This is a genomic window from Corynebacterium ulcerans (genome assembly GCF_900187135.1).
GTDB lineage: Bacteria > Actinomycetota > Actinomycetes > Mycobacteriales > Mycobacteriaceae > Corynebacterium > Corynebacterium ulcerans.
The window spans coordinates 572,483-590,493 of record NZ_LT906443.1; the positions used below are offsets into that span (position 1 = coordinate 572,483).

15 protein-coding genes are annotated in these 18,011 nt (G+C 52.1%); 4 read left to right on the forward strand and 11 right to left on the reverse strand.

Translation table 11 applies throughout. From position 1 onward, the window contains the following. Positions 1 to 92 precede the first annotated feature (92 nt). The 7 genes from smc to CKV68_RS02580 all read right to left on the reverse strand — a co-directional run bounded on the left by smc (position 93) and on the right by CKV68_RS02580 (position 8,816). Positions 93 to 3,575: a chromosome segregation protein SMC gene (gene smc / locus CKV68_RS02550; protein WP_095075544.1), complete on the reverse strand. Its 3,483-nt coding sequence runs from the start codon at positions 3,573 to 3,575 to the stop codon at positions 93 to 95. Positions 3,576 to 3,638: 63 nt separating this feature from the next. Next, complete coding sequence (locus CKV68_RS02555; protein WP_014525970.1) at positions 3,639 to 3,956, reverse strand: acylphosphatase; 318 nt, start codon at positions 3,954 to 3,956, stop codon at positions 3,639 to 3,641. 170 nt (positions 3,957 to 4,126) lie between these two features. Then, positions 4,127 to 5,593, reverse strand: coding sequence for an alanine/glycine:cation symporter family protein (locus CKV68_RS02560; RefSeq protein WP_013911806.1), 1,467 nt, complete (start codon positions 5,591 to 5,593; stop codon positions 4,127 to 4,129). A gap of 271 nt (positions 5,594 to 5,864) precedes the next feature. Beyond that, positions 5,865 to 6,722, reverse strand: a complete 858-nt coding sequence (mutM, locus tag CKV68_RS02565) for a bifunctional DNA-formamidopyrimidine glycosylase/DNA-(apurinic or apyrimidinic site) lyase (protein WP_029974269.1) — start codon at positions 6,720 to 6,722, stop codon at positions 5,865 to 5,867. 23 nt (positions 6,723 to 6,745) lie between these two features. Next, the gene (rnc, locus tag CKV68_RS02570) at positions 6,746 to 7,495 is read right to left on the reverse strand and encodes a ribonuclease III (protein WP_014525972.1); all 750 of its coding nucleotides are present in this window, start codon (positions 7,493 to 7,495) and stop codon (positions 6,746 to 6,748) included. Then, complete coding sequence (locus CKV68_RS02575; protein ID WP_032802840.1) at positions 7,492 to 8,022, reverse strand: YceD family protein; 531 nt, start codon at positions 8,020 to 8,022, stop codon at positions 7,492 to 7,494. Before CKV68_RS02575 ends, rnc begins: the two co-directional genes overlap by 4 nt. Before the next feature lie 59 nt (positions 8,023 to 8,081). Further along, positions 8,082 to 8,816 carry a DivIVA domain-containing protein gene (locus CKV68_RS02580; RefSeq protein WP_013911810.1) on the reverse strand — a complete coding sequence of 245 codons (735 nt, stop codon included), beginning with the start codon at positions 8,814 to 8,816 and terminating at the stop codon, positions 8,082 to 8,084. Positions 8,817 to 9,210: 394 nt separating this feature from the next. Between CKV68_RS02580 and CKV68_RS02585 the strand changes: the two genes are divergently transcribed. Beyond that, positions 9,211 to 9,777 carry a dihydrofolate reductase family protein gene (locus CKV68_RS02585; RefSeq protein ID WP_014525974.1) on the forward strand — a complete coding sequence of 189 codons (567 nt, stop codon included), beginning with the start codon at positions 9,211 to 9,213 and terminating at the stop codon, positions 9,775 to 9,777. Between the two features lie 46 nt (positions 9,778 to 9,823). On the opposite strand, the gene ald is transcribed toward CKV68_RS02585, so the two are convergent. Next, positions 9,824 to 10,936 (reverse strand): alanine dehydrogenase, encoded by a 1,113-nt coding sequence (gene ald, locus CKV68_RS02590; RefSeq protein WP_014525975.1) that lies wholly within the window; start codon positions 10,934 to 10,936, stop codon positions 9,824 to 9,826. Positions 10,937 to 11,158: 222 nt separating this feature from the next. Next, complete coding sequence (gdhA, locus tag CKV68_RS02595; RefSeq protein WP_013911813.1) at positions 11,159 to 12,505, reverse strand: NADP-specific glutamate dehydrogenase; 1,347 nt, start codon at positions 12,503 to 12,505, stop codon at positions 11,159 to 11,161. 506 nt (positions 12,506 to 13,011) lie between these two features. Between gdhA and CKV68_RS02600 the strand changes: the two genes are divergently transcribed. Beyond that, the gene (locus tag CKV68_RS02600; protein WP_014525976.1) at positions 13,012 to 14,211 is read left to right on the forward strand and encodes a glycerate kinase; all 1,200 of its coding nucleotides are present in this window, start codon (positions 13,012 to 13,014) and stop codon (positions 14,209 to 14,211) included. On the opposite strand, the gene CKV68_RS02605 is transcribed toward CKV68_RS02600, so the two are convergent. Continuing rightward, positions 14,181 to 14,612 carry a hypothetical protein gene (locus tag CKV68_RS02605; protein ID WP_014525977.1) on the reverse strand — a complete coding sequence of 144 codons (432 nt, stop codon included), beginning with the start codon at positions 14,610 to 14,612 and terminating at the stop codon, positions 14,181 to 14,183. The genes CKV68_RS02600 and CKV68_RS02605 overlap by 31 nt on opposite strands. Positions 14,613 to 14,643: 31 nt before the next feature. On the opposite strand from CKV68_RS02605, the gene CKV68_RS02610 reads away from it, so the two are divergent. Both CKV68_RS02610 and CKV68_RS02615 read left to right on the forward strand, forming a co-directional pair. Next, positions 14,644 to 15,981, forward strand: coding sequence for a DUF4921 family protein (locus CKV68_RS02610; protein ID WP_095075545.1), 1,338 nt, complete (start codon positions 14,644 to 14,646; stop codon positions 15,979 to 15,981). 114 nt (positions 15,982 to 16,095) lie between these two features. After that, on the forward strand, positions 16,096 to 17,358 hold the full coding sequence (locus CKV68_RS02615; protein ID WP_095075546.1) for an amidohydrolase: 1,263 nt from the start codon (positions 16,096 to 16,098) through the stop codon (positions 17,356 to 17,358). Here the strand turns inward: CKV68_RS02615 and CKV68_RS11475 are convergent. Continuing rightward, the gene (locus tag CKV68_RS11475; RefSeq protein WP_095075547.1) at positions 17,352 to 17,792 is read right to left on the reverse strand and encodes a DCC1-like thiol-disulfide oxidoreductase family protein; all 441 of its coding nucleotides are present in this window, start codon (positions 17,790 to 17,792) and stop codon (positions 17,352 to 17,354) included. The two genes, CKV68_RS02615 and CKV68_RS11475, sit on opposite strands and share 7 nt — an antisense overlap. Positions 17,793 to 18,011 lie beyond the last annotated feature (219 nt).

Here is an 18,011-nt window from a genome sequence, read left to right on the forward strand (position 1 = left end):
CGCTACAATCCGGTTAACGATGCCAAAGAATATGGGCAGCCCGTGCTAATTCTGTGAGCGTTTTCTCAAACTCTGTCTTGTGGTTTGTTCTATCAAGAATCGTCGTGCTCAACAGTTATTACGCCTGGGCTCATGCGCTGAGAGATCACACGCGTTACACCGTCGCCACGCATCGTTACACCATAAAGCACGTTGGCTACATCCATCGTCGGTTTCTGGTGCGTAATAACGATGAGCTGAGAGTCTTTCCGTAGCTCTTCAAACAGGGCGATCAAGCGACGAAGGTTAACGTCATCAAGTGCCGCTTCCACCTCATCCATTACGTAAAACGGGCTGGGCCGAGCGCGGAAAATAGCAACCAACATTGCCAGCGCAGTCAGCGATTTCTCACCGCCAGAGAGCAAAGACAACCGCTTTACTTTCTTTCCTGGCGGACGAGCTTCCACTTCAATTCCTGTAGCCAACATGTCGTCGGGCTCAGTCAGGATAAGACGGCCTTCCCCGCCTGGGAACAAAGTTGCAAACACCTTCGGAAACTCTGCCTCTACGTCACGCCATGCGTCGGTAAAAAGTTGCAAGATTTTCGCGTCGACGTCCTCGATCACGCCTCCGAGGTCTTGCCGTGCCTGTTCAACATCGGCAAGCTGGGTAGACAGAAACTCATAGCGTTCTTCTAGCGCCTTGAATTCCTCCAAAGCCAAAGGATTCACCTTGCCAAGCGCACTGAGGTCTTTTTCCGCTTGCTTCAGGCGTGCGCGTTCCGCAGCTACATCAAAGTCAGCTCCCGGCGCGTAGTCACGCAACAAATCCTGTATCGGGACTCCAAGTTGCTCGACTAATTTTTCTTGGGCTTCCTCTAGCCGCACTTGGGACTGACTTTGGGCGATTTCTGAGGCATGAGCCGTATCGCTCAGTCGGTTGAGCTGATTTTGCAGCGCATTGACCGTATCTTTTGCGTTAGCAGCCTGGGCAGCCAGGCGAGTACGTTCTGCGATAGCTGAGTTCTTCTCCGTGGCTGCTTTCTCTAATGCCATGGATACCCGTTGGGCAAGGGTGTCCGCCCCCTCGGCAACGGTAGCCGCCAGACGAGACTGTTTTATCCGGCGTTCCATTGCTTGCTCATGGCGGATTTTTGCTTGACGCTCGTAATGAGCTTGTCGACGCAGCCCCTCGCCCTTCCCCTGAGCATTTTCCGCTCGTTCCTCGGCTGTCCTCAAATTCAGGCGTGCTTCCATCTCCATCGCTTTAATCTGCGCCAAGGCGGAAGCAGCTTCATCCCGGGCGACGCTGGAGGGTTCTTCTGGGATGTCATTGTCTGACACCCTATCCAGACGATTTTTTATCTCCTCCCATTCTTCCTGAAGCTGATTCATTCGTGCTTCAGCTTTTGTGCATTGTTCAAGAGCTTGTTGATGCTGTTTTTGGTGAGCATCGCACTGCTGCTGCAACCTGGAGCTGTCTCGTTCAGCTTCAGAAATTCGATGCTGATGATCTCTTAGAGCCGCCGTTGCGCGGGCGGCCGCAACGCGGGCTTCTGCAGCAGTATGATGGGCGCCTTCCAAAGTTCCAGATAATTCTTCTAACTGAGCATGGGCTATATCAAGCTCAGCCTGAGCAGTTTCTATATGAGACGCAGCTTCCACTGAGCTATAGCCGCCAGAGCCTAGCTCAATCCACCCTTGCCCCAGCATGGTTCCCTCAGAAGTCACAGCACGCAGCCGTGGATCTTGTTCTATGAGGGCTCGTCCCGCTTCTAGGTTTGGCACCCATACTGCGTCGGCAAGCACTCGCGTGATAGCGCCACGGACATCGCTGTCTATGTCTACGTGGTCTAGTAGCCATGATGCATCAGAGGGCAGGTCAGCATCCATACGCCAACCATCGGACCCCGCGCTAGTGACCACAATGGTTCGAGCAACCGAATCAATATCAAGATCATTCACAGATCCTGTGTCAAAAGCCACAGCTGCTAATGCCTCAGTAAAGCGTCCTAGAGCTGCAGAAACTGCTTTCTCTGTACCCGGTCGCGGACGGACCTTGGACCCAAGAGGCGTGCATTCCTCCAGCCCAGAGGGAGCTTTTTCTAAGGTTACTACCTGCATGGTTGCTGTTAAAGTCTCGATACGCGATTCCAACCGAGACACTAATTTGTCTATGGAGCCACGCTGTACGCGGAGTTGCTCAAGCCTCTTCTCGGAGGTTTCAGCTTCCGTCGTTGCCTGCGTATGGAGCTCGCTAAGCGGAGCCATCTCCGCATGTAATTGGGCTACGGATTCGTCTATTGCGTTTTTCTCATTTATCAGCTCACGCTGACGTTGAGAAGACGCCTGGGTTGTTTCCGCTAAGCGCGAAACCTCAGCTTGCGCTGACTCAACCTGCTTTCGTTGAGATTCTTCCGAAGCGAGAAGACGGACTACGCCTTCACGTTTATCAGCGATAGCCCGAACCTGCGCCAGGTGTTCCTGTTCCGCCTCGCGAGAAGCCTCCTCACGCTGCTCTGCCTCTTCTTGAATGGCTTCTAAACGCTCCCGCGCGATTTCTGCAGCCTCCGCCAGTTCCTGGTATTCGTTATCTGCACGTACGGCTTTGTTCTCTAAAATATCTGGATCTGGGCCAGAATATGCGACTTCTTGGATGGAAGAGGCACGGTCGGAAGCAATTCTCTGAGTCGCGGCTACCCGCTCCGCCAAAGCAGAAAGCTCAAACCATAGGTGCTGTGCGCTTTCTGCGCGCGGGGTTGCCTCCGCTAGGAGGTCGTCTATCTCCGTTTGCTGCGCAATCGCTTCTTCAAGTTGCTCGGTGACGAGCTCAACTTTTTCCACTAGCACCCGCGCCTGGGATTCCGCGGAATTAAGCTCTTCTTGTAATTCCACGACGCGGTGCCCCGCAAGCCGTAATCTAGAGTCCCTTACGTCTGCTTGGACGGTAGCGGCACGTTGCGCGGCTTCGGCTTGGCGCGCCAGTGGCTTAAGTTGCCGACGCAGCTCCGTTGTGAGGTCATTAAGGCGATCCAGATTTGCTTGCATGCCGACGAGCTTGCGTTGTGCTTTTTCTTTTCGCCGCCGATGTTTGAGTACCCCCGCAGCCTCTTCGATGAACGCCCGGCGGTCTTCAGGACGCGATTCAAGTATTTGTGCAAGTCTTCCCTGCCCAACAATAACGTGCATTTCCCGACCAATGCCGGAATCAGAAAGCAGCTCTTGGATGTCCATAAGGCGGGCCCGGCTGCCGTTAATTTCGTATTCGCTAGCTCCATCACGGAACATACGGCGGGTGACAGAAACTTCACGATATTCAATAGGTAAAGCGCCATCGCTGTTGTCGATGGTGAGCGTCACTTCCGCCCGGCCGAGTGGTTTGCGCTCCCCTGCCCCCGCAAAAATGACGTCTTCCATCTTGCCGCCACGCAGATTCTTTGCGCCCTGTTCCCCCATCACCCAAGCGAGTGCATCCACAACATTGGATTTTCCGGACCCATTCGGGCCGACTACAGCGCAAATTCCTGGCTCGAATTTTAGGGTCGTCGCAGAGGCAAAGGACTTAAATCCCCTCAGCGTAAGCGACTTCAAATACACCCAAGGCAGTCTAGCAAAACATCATGCAGAGAATTCTCGACAAGCCAGCAAACACGTGTGTTTTTAGCGGGTGATAAAACCGCGCACACCTTTGGGTTCAGACCAAAGTTCCACCACCGTAGATACGGTTCCAGGCCTGCCATCTACATCAGGAGCTTGAAGAATATTCAACAGACTTTGACAGGATTCAGCGTCGCCTTCTGCAACAACGCATACCCGACCATCCACAAGATTCGTGGCAGAACCGGCTAATCCACGCTCCATCGCTTGGGTATATGTCCACCATCTAAAACCCACCCCTTGTACATGTCCATGAACCCAGGCGGTAAGCCGAACCTGCTCAGGTTGTTTCGTTGCTCCCTTAGGTTCACAGTTGTCCATGTATCGACCTTTCATGATGAGTTTCCACTACCCTACCCAAGTCCCTTTATAAGCGTGTCGACGCTTCCTGACACTATTTTTACTCCTAAAACGGAAGAACCCTCCGCTTTATTCGGGGCTCTCTTTGACAAGCTCCCGCATAGCAGAGGGTTTTCTGATGTTCTCCGTAATTACACTTCGCGCACGATCTGATGATCGCGTCGAGTAACCGGATCTGAGCCATCCCAGCACTCTACATTTTTCAGCTCGGGGAGCATATCGCGGTGGAAAACAGGATCAAGGCCTTTTGCTTTTTGCTGGTTGTAATTCTTCAACAGCTTCACAGCAACTCCGCCCAGCGGAACAATAGCAATCAAGTTGATCACGACCATTGTCGCAGCAAAGGTATCACCCAAAGCCCAAACCAACGGCAGCGGGCCGATGGCTCCGCCGAACACACACGCCATCACGATGATGCGGAAAGTAGTCATCACAACTTTGGAGTTTGTGAAGTACTCAATGTTGGACTGTGCCAAGAAGGTATTACCAATCACCGAGGAAAATGCGAGGAAGAACAGGATAACGGTGACAAAGTGTGTGCCCCATGCACCGACCTCGCCGGCGAGAGCCGACTGCGTCAAGGTAGCGCCTTGAACGTTGTCGCCAAAAGTCGGGTTGCTCAGCAAAATAATGAAAGCGGTAATTGAACACACCAAAATCGTGTCAAAATACACGCCCAGTGTCTGCACCAGGCCCTGCTTCACCGGGTGGGAGACGTTGGCTGTTCCTGCAGCGTTCGGCGCGGAACCTTGACCGGCCTCGTTAGAGAACAAGCCACGACGCATACCGTTCATAAACGCAGCGCCCACTGTGGCACCTGCGATCTCTTTGAATCCCAAAGCATGTTCCAAGATGCTGGCAAACATCCCAGGGATTTTTTCCATGTTGAGCAGCAAAACAAGGATACCGATAGCCAGATAAGCCAATGCCATAACTGGAACGATTATCTGGGTAAAGTTTGCAATCCTGTGAACGCCACCAAAGATAATCACGCCAGTCACAGCCGCTAGGATCAACCCCACGATGACTTTAAAAGTCATCGTTGACGAGTCGAAAGAAGCGCCAGTCGCCTCGACGATAGAGTTTGCCTGGATCGAGTTGTAGACAAACCCGTAAGTAACCGTGATGGCTACGCCAAAGATAACTGCCAGCCACCGCGCATTCATACCTCGGGTCATGTAATACGCCGGGCCACCGCGGTACGTGCCATCTGCAGTCTTTGTCTTCCACAGTTGCGCCAGAGTCGATTCCACAAAGGCAGTTGCACCGCCTAGAAGCGCGATCATCCACATCCAAAAAACGGCGCCGGGGCCGCCCAGCGTGATTGCTACGGCAACTCCGGCGACGTTTCCGGTTCCTACGCGGGAAGCGGCAGAGATGGTGAAAGCTTTGAACGCAGAAATACCTTGTTCATCTGTGCGGGACTCAGGTGTGTCTTGTTTTTCCGCAACTGCTCGGAACATATCTGGAATCATTCGAATCTGAACGACCAGTGTACGAACAGCGAAGTAGACTCCTGCGGCAATGAGAAGGAAGGGGATGATCTTCCAGTAATTGTCATTGATGACGTCAGTGACAAACGTCTGCACACTTTCCATGTGGCGAATCGTACCGGCAGTGACTTAATCTCACGTAATCCTAACGTGTGAGGCACGGCATCCTTAACCCCCATTCCCCATGAAGTTAATAAAGAAATAAGAGATAGCCACGGTATTCTCCTTGGAAAATACCGTTTTTCTCGCTAACCCACTACGAATTTTCACATTCGGTAAGAATGAGCTAAGTTCCCCACGATCCCCTGTTTCCCTTCAAATAAACTCCATATTTTCGGCTAACCAACCAAAAATATTGCGCTGTTTATGAGAGTAGTTACTGCAACCGCTGACATTGTGGACAAAAGTGACTTGATCTGTTGGAGAATTTTTCCCGCATCACCGCACAACCGCAGCGCCCGCAAGGTCTTCCTTCTTGCCCATACGCATGCAAAGAAACGTCAAAATAGCCAGACTCCCCATTTACATTGACGTATAGCGAATCAAAACTCGTTCCACCCTGCAATAGGGCTTTATTCATCACTATTTGTCCCTCGCGCAGAAGCGAGTGAATCGCGCTCAGGGAAAGCCGATGTGCTTTCTGCCTAGGATGTATTTGCGCAGACCACAGCATTTCATCTGCATATATATTGCCGATTCCCGCAACGATTTCTTGATTAAGAAGCAGTTTTTTAATCTCTACATGCTTGGATTTTATCAATCGCACTGTTGCCATAAGATCTTGCGCGGGTTCCAATAGATCGGCCGCTATATGGGCCATTGGTTCGGGAACTAATCGATTATGGGCATAGGTCAACTCAGCAAGTCGCCAGTAGCCAAACGTGCGCTGATCTACAAACCATAATTCCCCTCGTGCCTCTTCATCGCTCAGGGAACAACGAATCCGGGTATGGGGATGCGAGTGAGCGTTGGCATGCTTAATAAGCATCTGCCCACTCATGCCCAGGTGCACCATGAGCGCGCAGGAGTCATCTAAAATGAACCACAAAAACTTCCCACGCCGATGCACCGAGGAAAGCGACCGCCCGCGTAGCCGCGCCTCAATCTCCTGTGCGCCACCTTCTGTATAGCGGACAGCACGCGGATGAGAGACTGTTATCGACGTCAAAGTCTTCCCAACAGCGTGGCATTCCAGGCCTCGACGAACAACCTCTACCTCTGGCAACTCAGGCACTACACGATCCCCATTTTAAGGATTTAAGAAAACGTGGGGTTTTCTTGAAGAAAGACAACCGCTTTATGCGCTGCCGCCTGCTCTGCAAGCTTCTTGTTTGGCCCTACGCCCTCTCCCAAAGCGGTAGTACCTACGGTCACTACAGCAGTAAAAGTCTGGCTATGCTCTGGTCCCGTAGAAGAAGCTTCATATACCGGTACCGGAAGTTTACGCTCAGCAGCACGCTCCTGAAGGGTGGTTTTCCAGTCTTGGTGCATGCCGACTGCACTAGCAGTATCAATCTTCTTTTGGAAAAGTCGTAAAACTGTGGCTCGAGCAGCTTCAAACCCGTGTGCTAAGTAGATTGCTCCCAAGAGCGCTTCAGTGGTATCTGCAAGAATCGATTCCTTGTCCCTACCATTAGTCATCAGCTCCCCTTTGCCTAGCAAAATGAAGCTACCGAGCTTAATCTCACGCGCAATATCAGCAAGACCATAACGGCTTACGATGCTCGCGCGCATCTTGGAAATATCGCTTTCCGCTCTCGATGGGTACTGTTCATACAATTTACCGGCAACGGATAATCCCAAAACGGCATCGCCAAGGAACTCTAGGCGCTCGTTATTAGGAAGGCTACCGTTTTCATTAGCAAAAGAACGGTGCGTCAGTGCCAGCATTAACAGGTTTTCAGGGATATCAATCCCTAAAGCCTCAATCAACGACGCATAATTAATACGGTCGAAGGCTTCCTGCAAAGCGTCAAACCCGGTTGCACGCTGCTTTTTTCTACTCACAGGAATTTCTCCAATCCAGCCCAGCGCGGATCAGTTCGATCCTGTTCTTCCCCGGACACGCCATCAGGTGCTGGAACATCGGATTCGGAATCATCGCAGCCGGTTTCGCATACCGGGTTAAACGGTAAGTTCATACCGGCTTCATCGATAACAACTTGGAGGAGATCTATCGAGTCGCCAACAATCTTTGACACATCATCCTCCCCCTCATTGTCCTCCCCTTGGATGAAATCATCCGTTGCCGCGAAAACTTCACGTACATGAAATTCTGCGTCCGGAGTGAGCAGCTTCAAGCAGCGTGCGCATTCCCCCTTCAGCTCCGCACGAATGGTAGCTTCTGCCATAACGGCATCTCCCAGCGGAACAAGAGTTGCATCAACTTGGACCGGGCCGCCTTCTGGAATCCCAATCATTGCGGGACCAATGCGAACAGGACTAGGTCCGGTCTGTGTAAAGGTTTCAGGCATAGCGGAGCCCCGCAACAGCGAGGACACGTTAAAAATAAAAGGAGAAGAATCGTTCATCATCGTCCCTTAAGTGTACTCGCTAGCACTGCTAGCGAGTATTTGCGTACCGTGAAAAGACCCTAGCCCTCGTATCCGCCGCGTGCTGACGGCATGGTCGTTGCACCGCCAGAGGCTCCTGCACCTCTACGCAAAGCCGCACGATCACGAGAGATAGTACGAAGTGTTGCGGAGAGCGAATCTTCAAACTCGGACAATTTGTTCTCCACAAATGCATCGCATTCTTGGCGCAGACGGTTCGAGTCAGCATGAGCCGCGTCAACAACTCGATGAGCCTCTTCGTTCGCACGACGCACCACTTCAGCTTCACTAACCAGCCTATGCTGTTCCGCCAGCCCCTCATCCACACTGCGTTGGTACTGCTCGTTACCACTTGCGACGATGCGTTCGGCTTCATTCTGCGCCCGGTTAACAGTGTCATCGGCTTCTCGACGCGCACTGTTAACCATGTGATCAGCGTCGTCTTGCGCTTTAGCCACTGTGGCATGGGCACGGTTTTCTGCGTCCGTAAGCATTGTGTCCGACTCTTGACGAGCACGTTCCATAATGCTTGTGGCCTCACGATCCGCTGAAGAAACCGTTTCGTGTGCTCGTTCCTCAGCACCACGAATAATTTCATCACGTTGGTCGAGAACATCTTGCGCATCATCAACTTCAACCGGCAACGCATTGCGTAGGTCGTCGAGAAGCGCCAGCATCTCATTACGAGGAACCATGCAGTTAGACGTCATTGGAACGCCATATGCCTGCTCTACAGTCTGGACAAGTTCATCAAGGCATTCGAATACGCGATACATGCCTCAAGGGTACTTCCCAGCACACAGCCTTTTCCATTCTTAGCGCTAAATTATTTCCTCCAACCCATGGGAACTGGGCTTTTACTTATAAGTCTCCCCCAAAAATATCGTCACAGAGGTACTTTTACGCCACAAAAGAGGGCAATATTCACATGTGAGCATGCTTTAAAAGCACTCCAACACTAATCGACACTTTTCTTATTGTGTACAATCTTTTGTACTTAGCACGCGCTTTCAAGCCTTATCATCAGGACCCCTGCACGACTTTTTCAATACAGCTTTCTTTTCTCAACACTGAGTGTCTCAGACAATAATCGACCCTCACCTAGAAAACTGGAATGAAACATCTTTCACGTAACCGCGTGCAATCCCCCTATCTCCATAAAGGACCCCCATGACCCGTAAACTTGTGACAACACTTTTCTATTCTGTCGATGGTCGCGCCACCCGACCCGACACATTCCAATTCGATGCTTTTGACCAGGAATTAGCACAGCTCATGACCGAAAGCATCGGACGTATCGACGACGCGATTCTTGGACGTAACAGCTACAACGAATGGTCAGCCTATTGGCCTGCTGTTACCGAAGGGCCTGACGCCGGCTTCGCTGACTTTATTAATTCCACACCAAAGCATGTGGCCAGCACATCATTGCAGACTCAAGACATTACGTGGTCCAATGCACGGCTTATCGACGATGAGCTCATCACCTACATTCGCAACCTCAAGGAACAGCCTGGACGCGATATTGCAATCCAAGGTTCGCTCTCCATAGTCCGCCAGTGCGTGGAGGCTGGCATCGTGGATGAAATCACGCTCATTATGCATCCGGTGATCGTTGGTACCGGCCCCACGCTTTTTGAAGGTCTCCCACTCACCCGGCTACAGCTCATTTCAGCGTCCACAACATCCAAAGGAAATGTTGTAGCCACATACGGTCCACGCTCAGAAGCTGTATAAAACCACGCTGCATATGTAAGTGGGAGAGCCTACCCCTCTCCCACACTCATGAGGACAAGAGAGAGTCTGGAGTTACAGACTCCAGCCCTAGTGCTTCTCCCACCGCCGCGTTGGTTAGTTTTCCTTCCGCAGTATTAAGCCCTGCCGCAAAGTGCGGATCATCAGCCATGGCCTTGCGCCAGCCCTTATCCGCAAGAGAAAGCAGGAAAGGAAGTGTCGCATTAGTCAGTGCAGCGGTAGAGGTCACTGGCACTGCACCAGGCATGTTTGTTACACAGTAGAAGACTTTCCCATCAACAATAAACGTTGGGTCGTCGTGTGTTGTGGGATGCGAATCAGCAAAACAGCCACCCTGGTCAATAGCTATATCCACGAGTACAGCCCCCTCGCGCATGGACAGCACGTGCTCATGAGTAACAAGTTTTGGCGCGGCAGCACCAGGAATCAAGACAGAACCGATCACCAGGTCAGCATCCGCAACTGCATGCGCAATGTTATAAGCATTGCTTGCCATAGTGATAAGACGAGGACCGTACTGCGCTGAGAGATCACGGAGCCGATCCAGGTTGACGTCGAGAAGCGTCACTTGAGCGCCCAATCCCACAGCGATTCGAGCGGCAGACTCCCCTACAACCCCGCCGCCAATGATGGTCACTTTGCCCGGCGCGGTCCCCGGCACACCAGACAACAAAACCCCTGCTCCATGTTGCGTACGCATAAGATGATACGCCCCTACCTGGGCAGCAAGACGTCCCGCAACCTCGCTCATGGGGGCTAGGAGCGGCAGTCCTTGGTCACCAGTAACTGTCTCATACGCTATAGCAGTCACCCCGGCTTCCATAAGTGCTTTGGCAGCTTCAGGGTCAGCAGCCAAATGCAGGTAAGTAAACAGAATCTGCCCTTGTTTAAAGTAACCATATTCCTCAGAAAGTGGCTCTTTTACTTTGATCACTACGTCCGCCGACCATGCTTCTGCGGCATCACTTGCAATCCGAGCGCCAGCTTTTACGTACGCAGAGTCTTCAATACCAGAAGCAATTCCTGCGCCAGTTTGAACCAGCACATCATGCCCACGTTTTACGAGTTCAACTACGCCAGCGGGAGTCAGTGCAACACGAGATTCATTGTTTTTAATCTCAGTCGGGCAGCCGATAAGCATGATCTGTTCCTTTCTCTGGGACCATTGTGCGAACCAATGTAAGGACCTGTGAGGACCATTGTGCCCCCAGTGTAGGGTTATTTGTGGCTGACGTCACTACTTTTAAAGATATTGACGTGCAACAACCTCTCATATTTCCAACGCACTCAGCACTTTAAGCAAAAGAAAAACGTGAAACCGCTGTAGAGACAGCAATTTCACGTTAAGAGACGATGATGAGTTTTAGATCACGCCTTGAGCAAGCATCGCATCGGCAACCTTCTTAAAGCCGGCAATGTTAGCGCCAATCACATAGTCACCCTCATGCCCATATTCACGAGCAGTGCGCTCACAATTCTGGAAAATTCCACGCATGATTTCCCGTAGACGTTCATCCGCATATTCAAAGCTCCAGGAATCACGAGAAGCATTCTGCTGCATCTCCAGGGCCGATGTGGCTACGCCACCAGCGTTGGCAGCCTTGCCTGGGCCAAAGTGAATGCCCTTTTCACGGTAAACCTCGATAGCCTCTGCAGTCGATGGCATGTTGGCACCTTCTGCAACATATTTACAACCATTTTCTGCGAGCTTCTTGGCATGGTCACCATCAAGTTCGTTTTGGGTTGCACAAGGCAAAGCCACATCACAAGTAAGGTCCCAGATGGATCCGTCTTCGTGATAAATTGCACCTTCTACTTCATCCACATACACAGTGGCACGCTCACGACGAACCTCCTTGATGTCCTTGAGCTTTGCGACGTCCACACCGTTGGGAGTCTCAACCCAGCCCGAGGAATCAGAGAAAGCAATAACGGTTCCGCCAAGCTCCTGGACCTTCTCGATAGCATAGATTGCTACGTTGCCAGAGCCCGAGACAATGACTTTTTTACCTTCAAAAGAGTCACCATGATGCGCCAGCATTTCACTGGTGAAATAAACAAGGCCGTAACCGGTGGCTTCCGTACGAACCAACGAGCCGCCCCAGGTAAGTCCTTTTCCGGTAAGCACACCCGATTCATGTTGGTTAGCAAGTCGACGATACTGCCCGAAGAGGAATCCGATTTCACGTCCACCAACTCCGATATCGCCGGCGGGCACATCGCGGTACTCTCCAATATGACGGTGCAGCTCAGTCATAAAGGACTGACAGAAGCGCATGATTTCAGCATCAGACTTGCCTTTAGGGTCAAAGTCCGATCCACCCTTGCCGCCACCGATAGGAAGCCCGGTGAGGGAGTTCTTGAAAATCTGTTCAAAGCCCAAGAACTTGATAATGCCCAAGTTGACCGATGGGTGAAAACGCAGACCGCCCTTATACGGACCAATTGCAGAGTTGAACTGTACGCGGAAGCCACGATTGACTTGCACCACACCCTGGTCATCTACCCACGGAACACGGAACATCAACTGACGCTCCGGTTCGCAGAGTCGTTGAATAAGGCCGTAATCAGCGTAGTGAGGGTCCTTCTCCAGAACAGTTTTCAGGGAGTCAAGAACTTCTGCCACAGCCTGGTGAAACTCAGGCTCCGCAGGATTACGCTTTAGTAGTGCGTCATAGTAACCCTGCACGCGCTCGTCAATCGTTGACATGTTTTCCTACCTCCTAGGAACTTACTTCCAGAACCCCACACAACGCCTGCGTATACACGGACGCAACCTAGCAAAAGATTGAATGCGGGCCAGCACTCAAGCCGGCGATTGTGACTTTACACTGAATTACCTAAATTCACCTATCGAACTATCGAAAATAGCACAGCGATACCACTTCCAGCCGGTGTAAAAAATTAAAATACAGCATCCTAGCTGCAATAACAGAACAATATCCCCATCGGAAAAAAATTTTCTACGAGCGCTAGAAATATCTATCACTCCACAGAAAACCCGCTCTTTTTCTGCCGATTATCTACTCTTTGATAGATAAGTTTCCATGCGGTGTGGCGTCGACAAGCTTCTAACAACCTAGCTCCGCACCAATCTCCTCAAAACAGCCCTGTAGGCTAAGAAACCGACCGCCCGCAAACACCACGTGCGGGCCAAACCAGCGTAAACAGAGCTGCTTCTGCCATAAAAGCAGCCTGCGAACCATTGGAGAAAGGATGCGCGAAGTGACCGTGGAGAATGTGCTGCCATGTGACCTTGCAGATCTACAACAAGGGCCACGCCAACCCCTCAATATTGTGATCGCTCCCGATTCTTTTAAAGGAACCGCTACAGCCACAGAAGCGGCCCGCTATATCAGCGATGGAATCAACCAAGAACTCCAGCGCCTTAGCATTCCTCCAGAATCAGTCACTATCACGCTTGCCCCCATGGCAGACGGCGGAGAAGGCACGTCCTCCGTATTTAGCGGTGAAGAGATCACGCTCCCCACTACTGATGCCATCGGACGACTCACCGAGGCCACCTACACATTTGATTCCGCATCACACACCGCATACATCGACGTCGCCGCAGCAAGTGGACTCGCAGCAGTAGCAGACCGCCTCAACCCTACTTTTGCAGACACCTACGGAACCGGCGTACTCATAGCCGATGCACAAACACGTGGGGCAACACGCATCGTCCTAGGACTCGGAGGCACCGCAACGACTGATGGAGGCACTGGAATCCTAGTAGCACTAGGAGCCACCCCCATGGATAAGAACGGCTTAGCACTCAAGCAAGGAGGCGCAGCTCTTATCAACATAGATTCCCTCGACACAGCTCAGCTCAACATCCCAGCTGCCGCAATGGACTGGGTGCTATTAAGCGACGTCACCGCACCGGCTATCGGCCCTCACGGCGCAGCCGCTCAATTTGGCCCTCAAAAAGGAGCTTCTGAGAGCGAAATCGCCCAACTTGATGCAGGTATCGCACGGCTTTGTGAAGTCTCTGGCGTCGACCCCACTACCGTGAGCATGGGAGCAGCGGGAGCACTGGCAGTAGGCATCACATGGCTATCGGGGATAGTCCACGGAAATGCTGATCATGTGCGTATCCTTCCCGGAGCTCACGTCGTTGCCCAGTCGCTCGGTCTTGAATCTTTAGCACAACACGCGGACATCCTTATCACCGGCGAAGGAGCTTTCGATTCCCAGTCAACCAAGGGAAAAGTGGTAGGAACAGTCCTCTCCTTCAAGGGAGACAACACCCTACCCGTTATCGTCGCTGGTAAATTCGCTGACGACGTACCACAAGGAGCACTTCCCATCCAGCTCGCGCCTCTCAACGAGGTCGCTTCCACTCAAGAGCAACTCACCCGCGCCGGCAGCGCAGTGCTGAGGTCTTACCTCAGAATTTCAAGCGACCACGGATAGGGAGCGAGCTGTTCAAAGGCCTGCTCATCGTGGAGCGCCAGCGTGTCACGTGGAAGGTCCGCAGGCGGGGTAAAAAGACGCGAATACGTCATCGCTAGCTCATTGAGCGAGCCGTCTACCCCGCTTACATCGATAGAGAACCGCTGAACGGTCACATCATCTTCCGATGCTTCCACCACGTCATCCTCGTCATATTCCGATTCACTGTCCCTTTGTTCCCGCAAGATTTGCCGCAGCTGATCTTCCAATAATGGCTCAACAGGAGGATGCGGATCGTGCGTGACGTCCGCCGAAACAATCTTGCCGTCGCGAATAAGAAGCTCATTGAGTTTGCGCACGCGCTTGGTCATAGACGCTGCATTTTCACTATCTATCAGGCAATCAAACTGAATCGTAGGCATAGTGCCAGAGTAGCTAATATTCTAAAGAGCTATGAACGCGCAGATGTATTCGCGACCCACCCCGATCGTGACCATGGCAGACGGAACAATCAAACAGGTAAACCCTTTCTCCGGAACGCAAGTATGGACGGTCCCGGGGCGTGGCAACCGTCCCCTGGCCCACCTACCAGTAGGCATCCACGATCTCACTCCCCAAGACCATGTTTCCACCTGTGCGTTTTGTTCAGACCGTCAAATAGAAACCCCTCCGGAAAAATCACGAATGGTCTTAAGCTCTGCCGAGGGAACGTCCGAGTGGGAGATTCTGCGTGGCGTGAACGCTACGGAACTCCATGCTACGACGGCAGACTTCCGCCGAGTCCCCAACCTATTTGAGATCGTCTCCTACGACTACTGGCACGATAACTACGGATATTGTTTAGACACGGAAACCCAAGCTCGCATGGAACACTATCTAGCATCAGAGTTGGGCAAGAAACACGTACTAGATATTGCAAAAGCCAAGCGTAAAGCGGCTGGCAATAGCAGGGATCACTCTGAAAGCGAGCTTTTAAAAGACGCTCCCGCATTCTTCGGTGGTGGACACGACGTAATCATAGCCCGCCGCCACTACACCGATAACGCTACGAGCAGCGATCAACTGGCGTCTGCTGGGACCCTCACATATGGGGAACACGAAGCTTTTATACGCTTCACCATAGATTCACTTCGTGATCTCTACGCCCGCAATCGTTACGCACCCTACGTTGCGGTTTTTCAAAACTGGCTCAAACCCGCCGGCGCTTCTTTTGACCACTTGCACAAGCAATTAGTCGCTGTCGACGAACGCGGCGTGCACTCCGAAATAGAAGTACAAAAGTTGCGACAAAATCCCAACATGTACAACGAATGGGCCGTCGATTTCGCTGCCATGCACAACCTCGTTATTGCAGAAAACGACCATGCCATATGTTTTGCAGGTTTTGGTCACCGTTTTCCCACCCTTGAAGTGTTCTCCAAATCAGCTGTCTCTGAACCCTGGCTACAATCACCGGAAGAAATCCGAGCCATGAGCGACCTGGTTCACGCGTGCCATGCCGGGGCAGGCCCTCAAGTGCCTTGCAATGAAGAATGGCATCATAAACCCGCCGACGTGGATATCCCCATGCCATGGCGGATCATGATCAAGTGGCGTGTGTCCACACTCGCAGGCTTTGAAGGCGGAACAAAAATCTACCTTAATACGCTTTCTCCGTGGGATGTTCGAGACCGGATTGTGCATGCCCTTTATAGTCTCCGCGACCAAGGCCGCGTCTCCCCTAATATTCGGATTGCTACGGAATGCACAGTGCAGCGCAATAGTTTGAAATACAATCCTGTTCTGCATTAAATATGCCTTCACCAGGCAGTCCCGCACAATGTTTTCCAGGCGATATCCAGTACCGCACCACATCGGGCTACAAGAACCGGGGGGACGTTTGCTAACGCTCGGGCCGCTTTCTTTATGGTGGAGTGCATGGATATCGCTGAATTTTTGGCTTCCTCTACAACCGACCTCAGCTGGCAAAAGGATTTTTACCGGTGGATGCACGCCCACCCCGAGCTCTCTGGGTGGGAGCAAGAAACCTCCGCAAAAATCCAAGAGAAGCTTGCTGAATTCGACTGCACTATCCGCCCCTCGATCGGTGGGCATGGGGTTGTAGCGATCTTTAGCAACGGCGAAGGCCCGTGCGTCCTTGCCCGCGCCGATTTTGATGCGCTTCCGGTGAAAGAAACCACAGGTGTAAGTTTTGCTTCACGTCGCATAGACACATCCGGGGAGTCACCGGTTCCGGTCATGCATGCTTGCGGACACGACATGCATACGACCGCGTTGCTAGGAGCTTGCGCGCTTCTCGACGCTCACCGTTCACAGTGGGCAGGCACATTCATCGCGCTTTTTCAGCCTTCCGAAGAAAATGGGGCTGGAGCTGAAGCCATGGTCGCAGACGGTCTGGTAGAAAAAATTCCGCGTCCTGATGTCTGTTTTGCACAGCACATCGTGCCAGGTCCTGCTGGCGTTGTTATGTCCAAACCAGGCGCAGTTCTCGCAGCATGCGATTCCATAGAAATACGCATCGAAGGGAAAAGCGCACATGGTTCGATGCCGCACAATTCTATTGATCCCACATATATCGCGGCCATGATAGTTATTCGACTTCAAGGCATCGTGGGCCGTGAGATTGCGCCTCAAGACTTTGCGATCATCTCTGTGGGAACCTTGGAGTCTGGACATTCCAACAATACGATTCCAGGAAATGCGCGGATTGTGCTGAACTGCCGCATGTACAGCAACGAGGTCCGACGCAAACTTTATGCGGCTATTGAACGCGTAGTGCAGGCGGAATGCGCGGCATCTGGGATAACGGTTCCTCCTACTTTCCGTTATTTCGCCCACGGCCCACTCACAGAAAACGACCCGCATGTGTTCGCACGCGTACGAGCTAATTTTGATCACGTATTTGGAGCAGATTCTCGCACAGCAAGCCAATGGACAGCGTCGGAGGATTTTTCCAACATCCCCATGGCATTCAACTCCCCATATCTCTTCTGGACCGTGGGAGCCACTCCACGCGACCAATGGGAAGACGCGGAGCAGCGAGGGACCATCGAATCGGATATTCCGGTCAATCACATGGGTTCTTTCCTACCTGACTATGCGCCCACAGTTACGTCCGCAACTCATGCCACAGTCACAGCGGTACTTACCTATCTGGGGCATCAGTAGTTCAACCGGCAGGCCTCTGCGCCAATAAGTGGTCCAAGCCGGTGTCTGTTTATTGCTATTAATCTGTAGACGACTCCAGCAAAAGGTGCGACCACGGGGGTTTTCAACGCTCTTCCTACGCACCTAAGTCCAGCGTTGCTTCCCCCGCTTTCTAGAATGCTCGCTATAGCGTTTGCGCCTTGAGACCAAGAATTGTTAACCCGGGCTACTGCCGAATGACTAATGTTTTTCCCCACGTAAGAGGAACCCGGAGACGAATCTGGCGCAGCTGGAATTATGCGTACGCTCGGACATAGCCGCGCCAAAACACCTGCGCTTACCTCGCAAAAACCACAGTCACGATCAAAATAAAATTCCAGCCTCACTGCCTCACGCCCTTCATTTGTGCACACTCTAGAGCTTTTAGTTTTACCTAGTGGTAACGCAGCACGCATCCCTCACAACAAACCCACGCTGATACAGTGCGCGTTGTATGCTCTCTCGCAGTACATCCGAAGCACATCAATTGCCCTACTTGGTGGGGATTTTGCATTGCTTTTCTAGCGTCAGCGGGCACTCCTCGCTATGTGTCAGATCATGTTAAGAAGCATCCCTACTGCACGTTTTATCTCACATAAATCCACATCACCGGGCATAACGCAGAGCGATTATGA

What these genes read in the sequence shown, in the direction of transcription:
- CKV68_RS11475 (WP_095075547.1), bottom strand. Translation starts at nt 17,792, where the DNA reads ATGCGTGCTGCGTTACCACTAGGTAAAACTAAAAGCTCTAGAGTGTGC.
- ald (WP_014525975.1), bottom strand. Translation starts at nt 10,936, where the DNA reads ATGCTTATCGGCTGCCCGACTGAGATTAAAAACAATGAATCTCGTGTT.
- CKV68_RS02615 (WP_095075546.1), top strand. Translation starts at nt 16,096, where the DNA reads ATGGTGGAGTGCATGGATATCGCTGAATTTTTGGCTTCCTCTACAACC.
- CKV68_RS02560 (WP_013911806.1), bottom strand. Translation starts at nt 5,593, where the DNA reads ATGGAAAGTGTGCAGACGTTTGTCACTGACGTCATCAATGACAATTAC.
- CKV68_RS02555 (WP_014525970.1), bottom strand. Translation starts at nt 3,956, where the DNA reads ATGGACAACTGTGAACCTAAGGGAGCAACGAAACAACCTGAGCAGGTT.
- CKV68_RS02605 (WP_014525977.1), bottom strand. Translation starts at nt 14,612, where the DNA reads ATGCCTACGATTCAGTTTGATTGCCTGATAGATAGTGAAAATGCAGCG.
- CKV68_RS02575 (WP_032802840.1), bottom strand. Translation starts at nt 8,022, where the DNA reads ATGATGAACGATTCTTCTCCTTTTATTTTTAACGTGTCCTCGCTGTTG.
- CKV68_RS02585 (WP_014525974.1), top strand. Translation starts at nt 9,211, where the DNA reads ATGACCCGTAAACTTGTGACAACACTTTTCTATTCTGTCGATGGTCGC.
- CKV68_RS02600 (WP_014525976.1), top strand. Translation starts at nt 13,012, where the DNA reads ATGCGCGAAGTGACCGTGGAGAATGTGCTGCCATGTGACCTTGCAGAT.
- CKV68_RS02580 (WP_013911810.1), bottom strand. Translation starts at nt 8,816, where the DNA reads ATGTATCGCGTATTCGAATGCCTTGATGAACTTGTCCAGACTGTAGAG.
- CKV68_RS02610 (WP_095075545.1), top strand. Translation starts at nt 14,644, where the DNA reads ATGAACGCGCAGATGTATTCGCGACCCACCCCGATCGTGACCATGGCA.
- gdhA (WP_013911813.1), bottom strand. Translation starts at nt 12,505, where the DNA reads ATGTCAACGATTGACGAGCGCGTGCAGGGTTACTATGACGCACTACTA.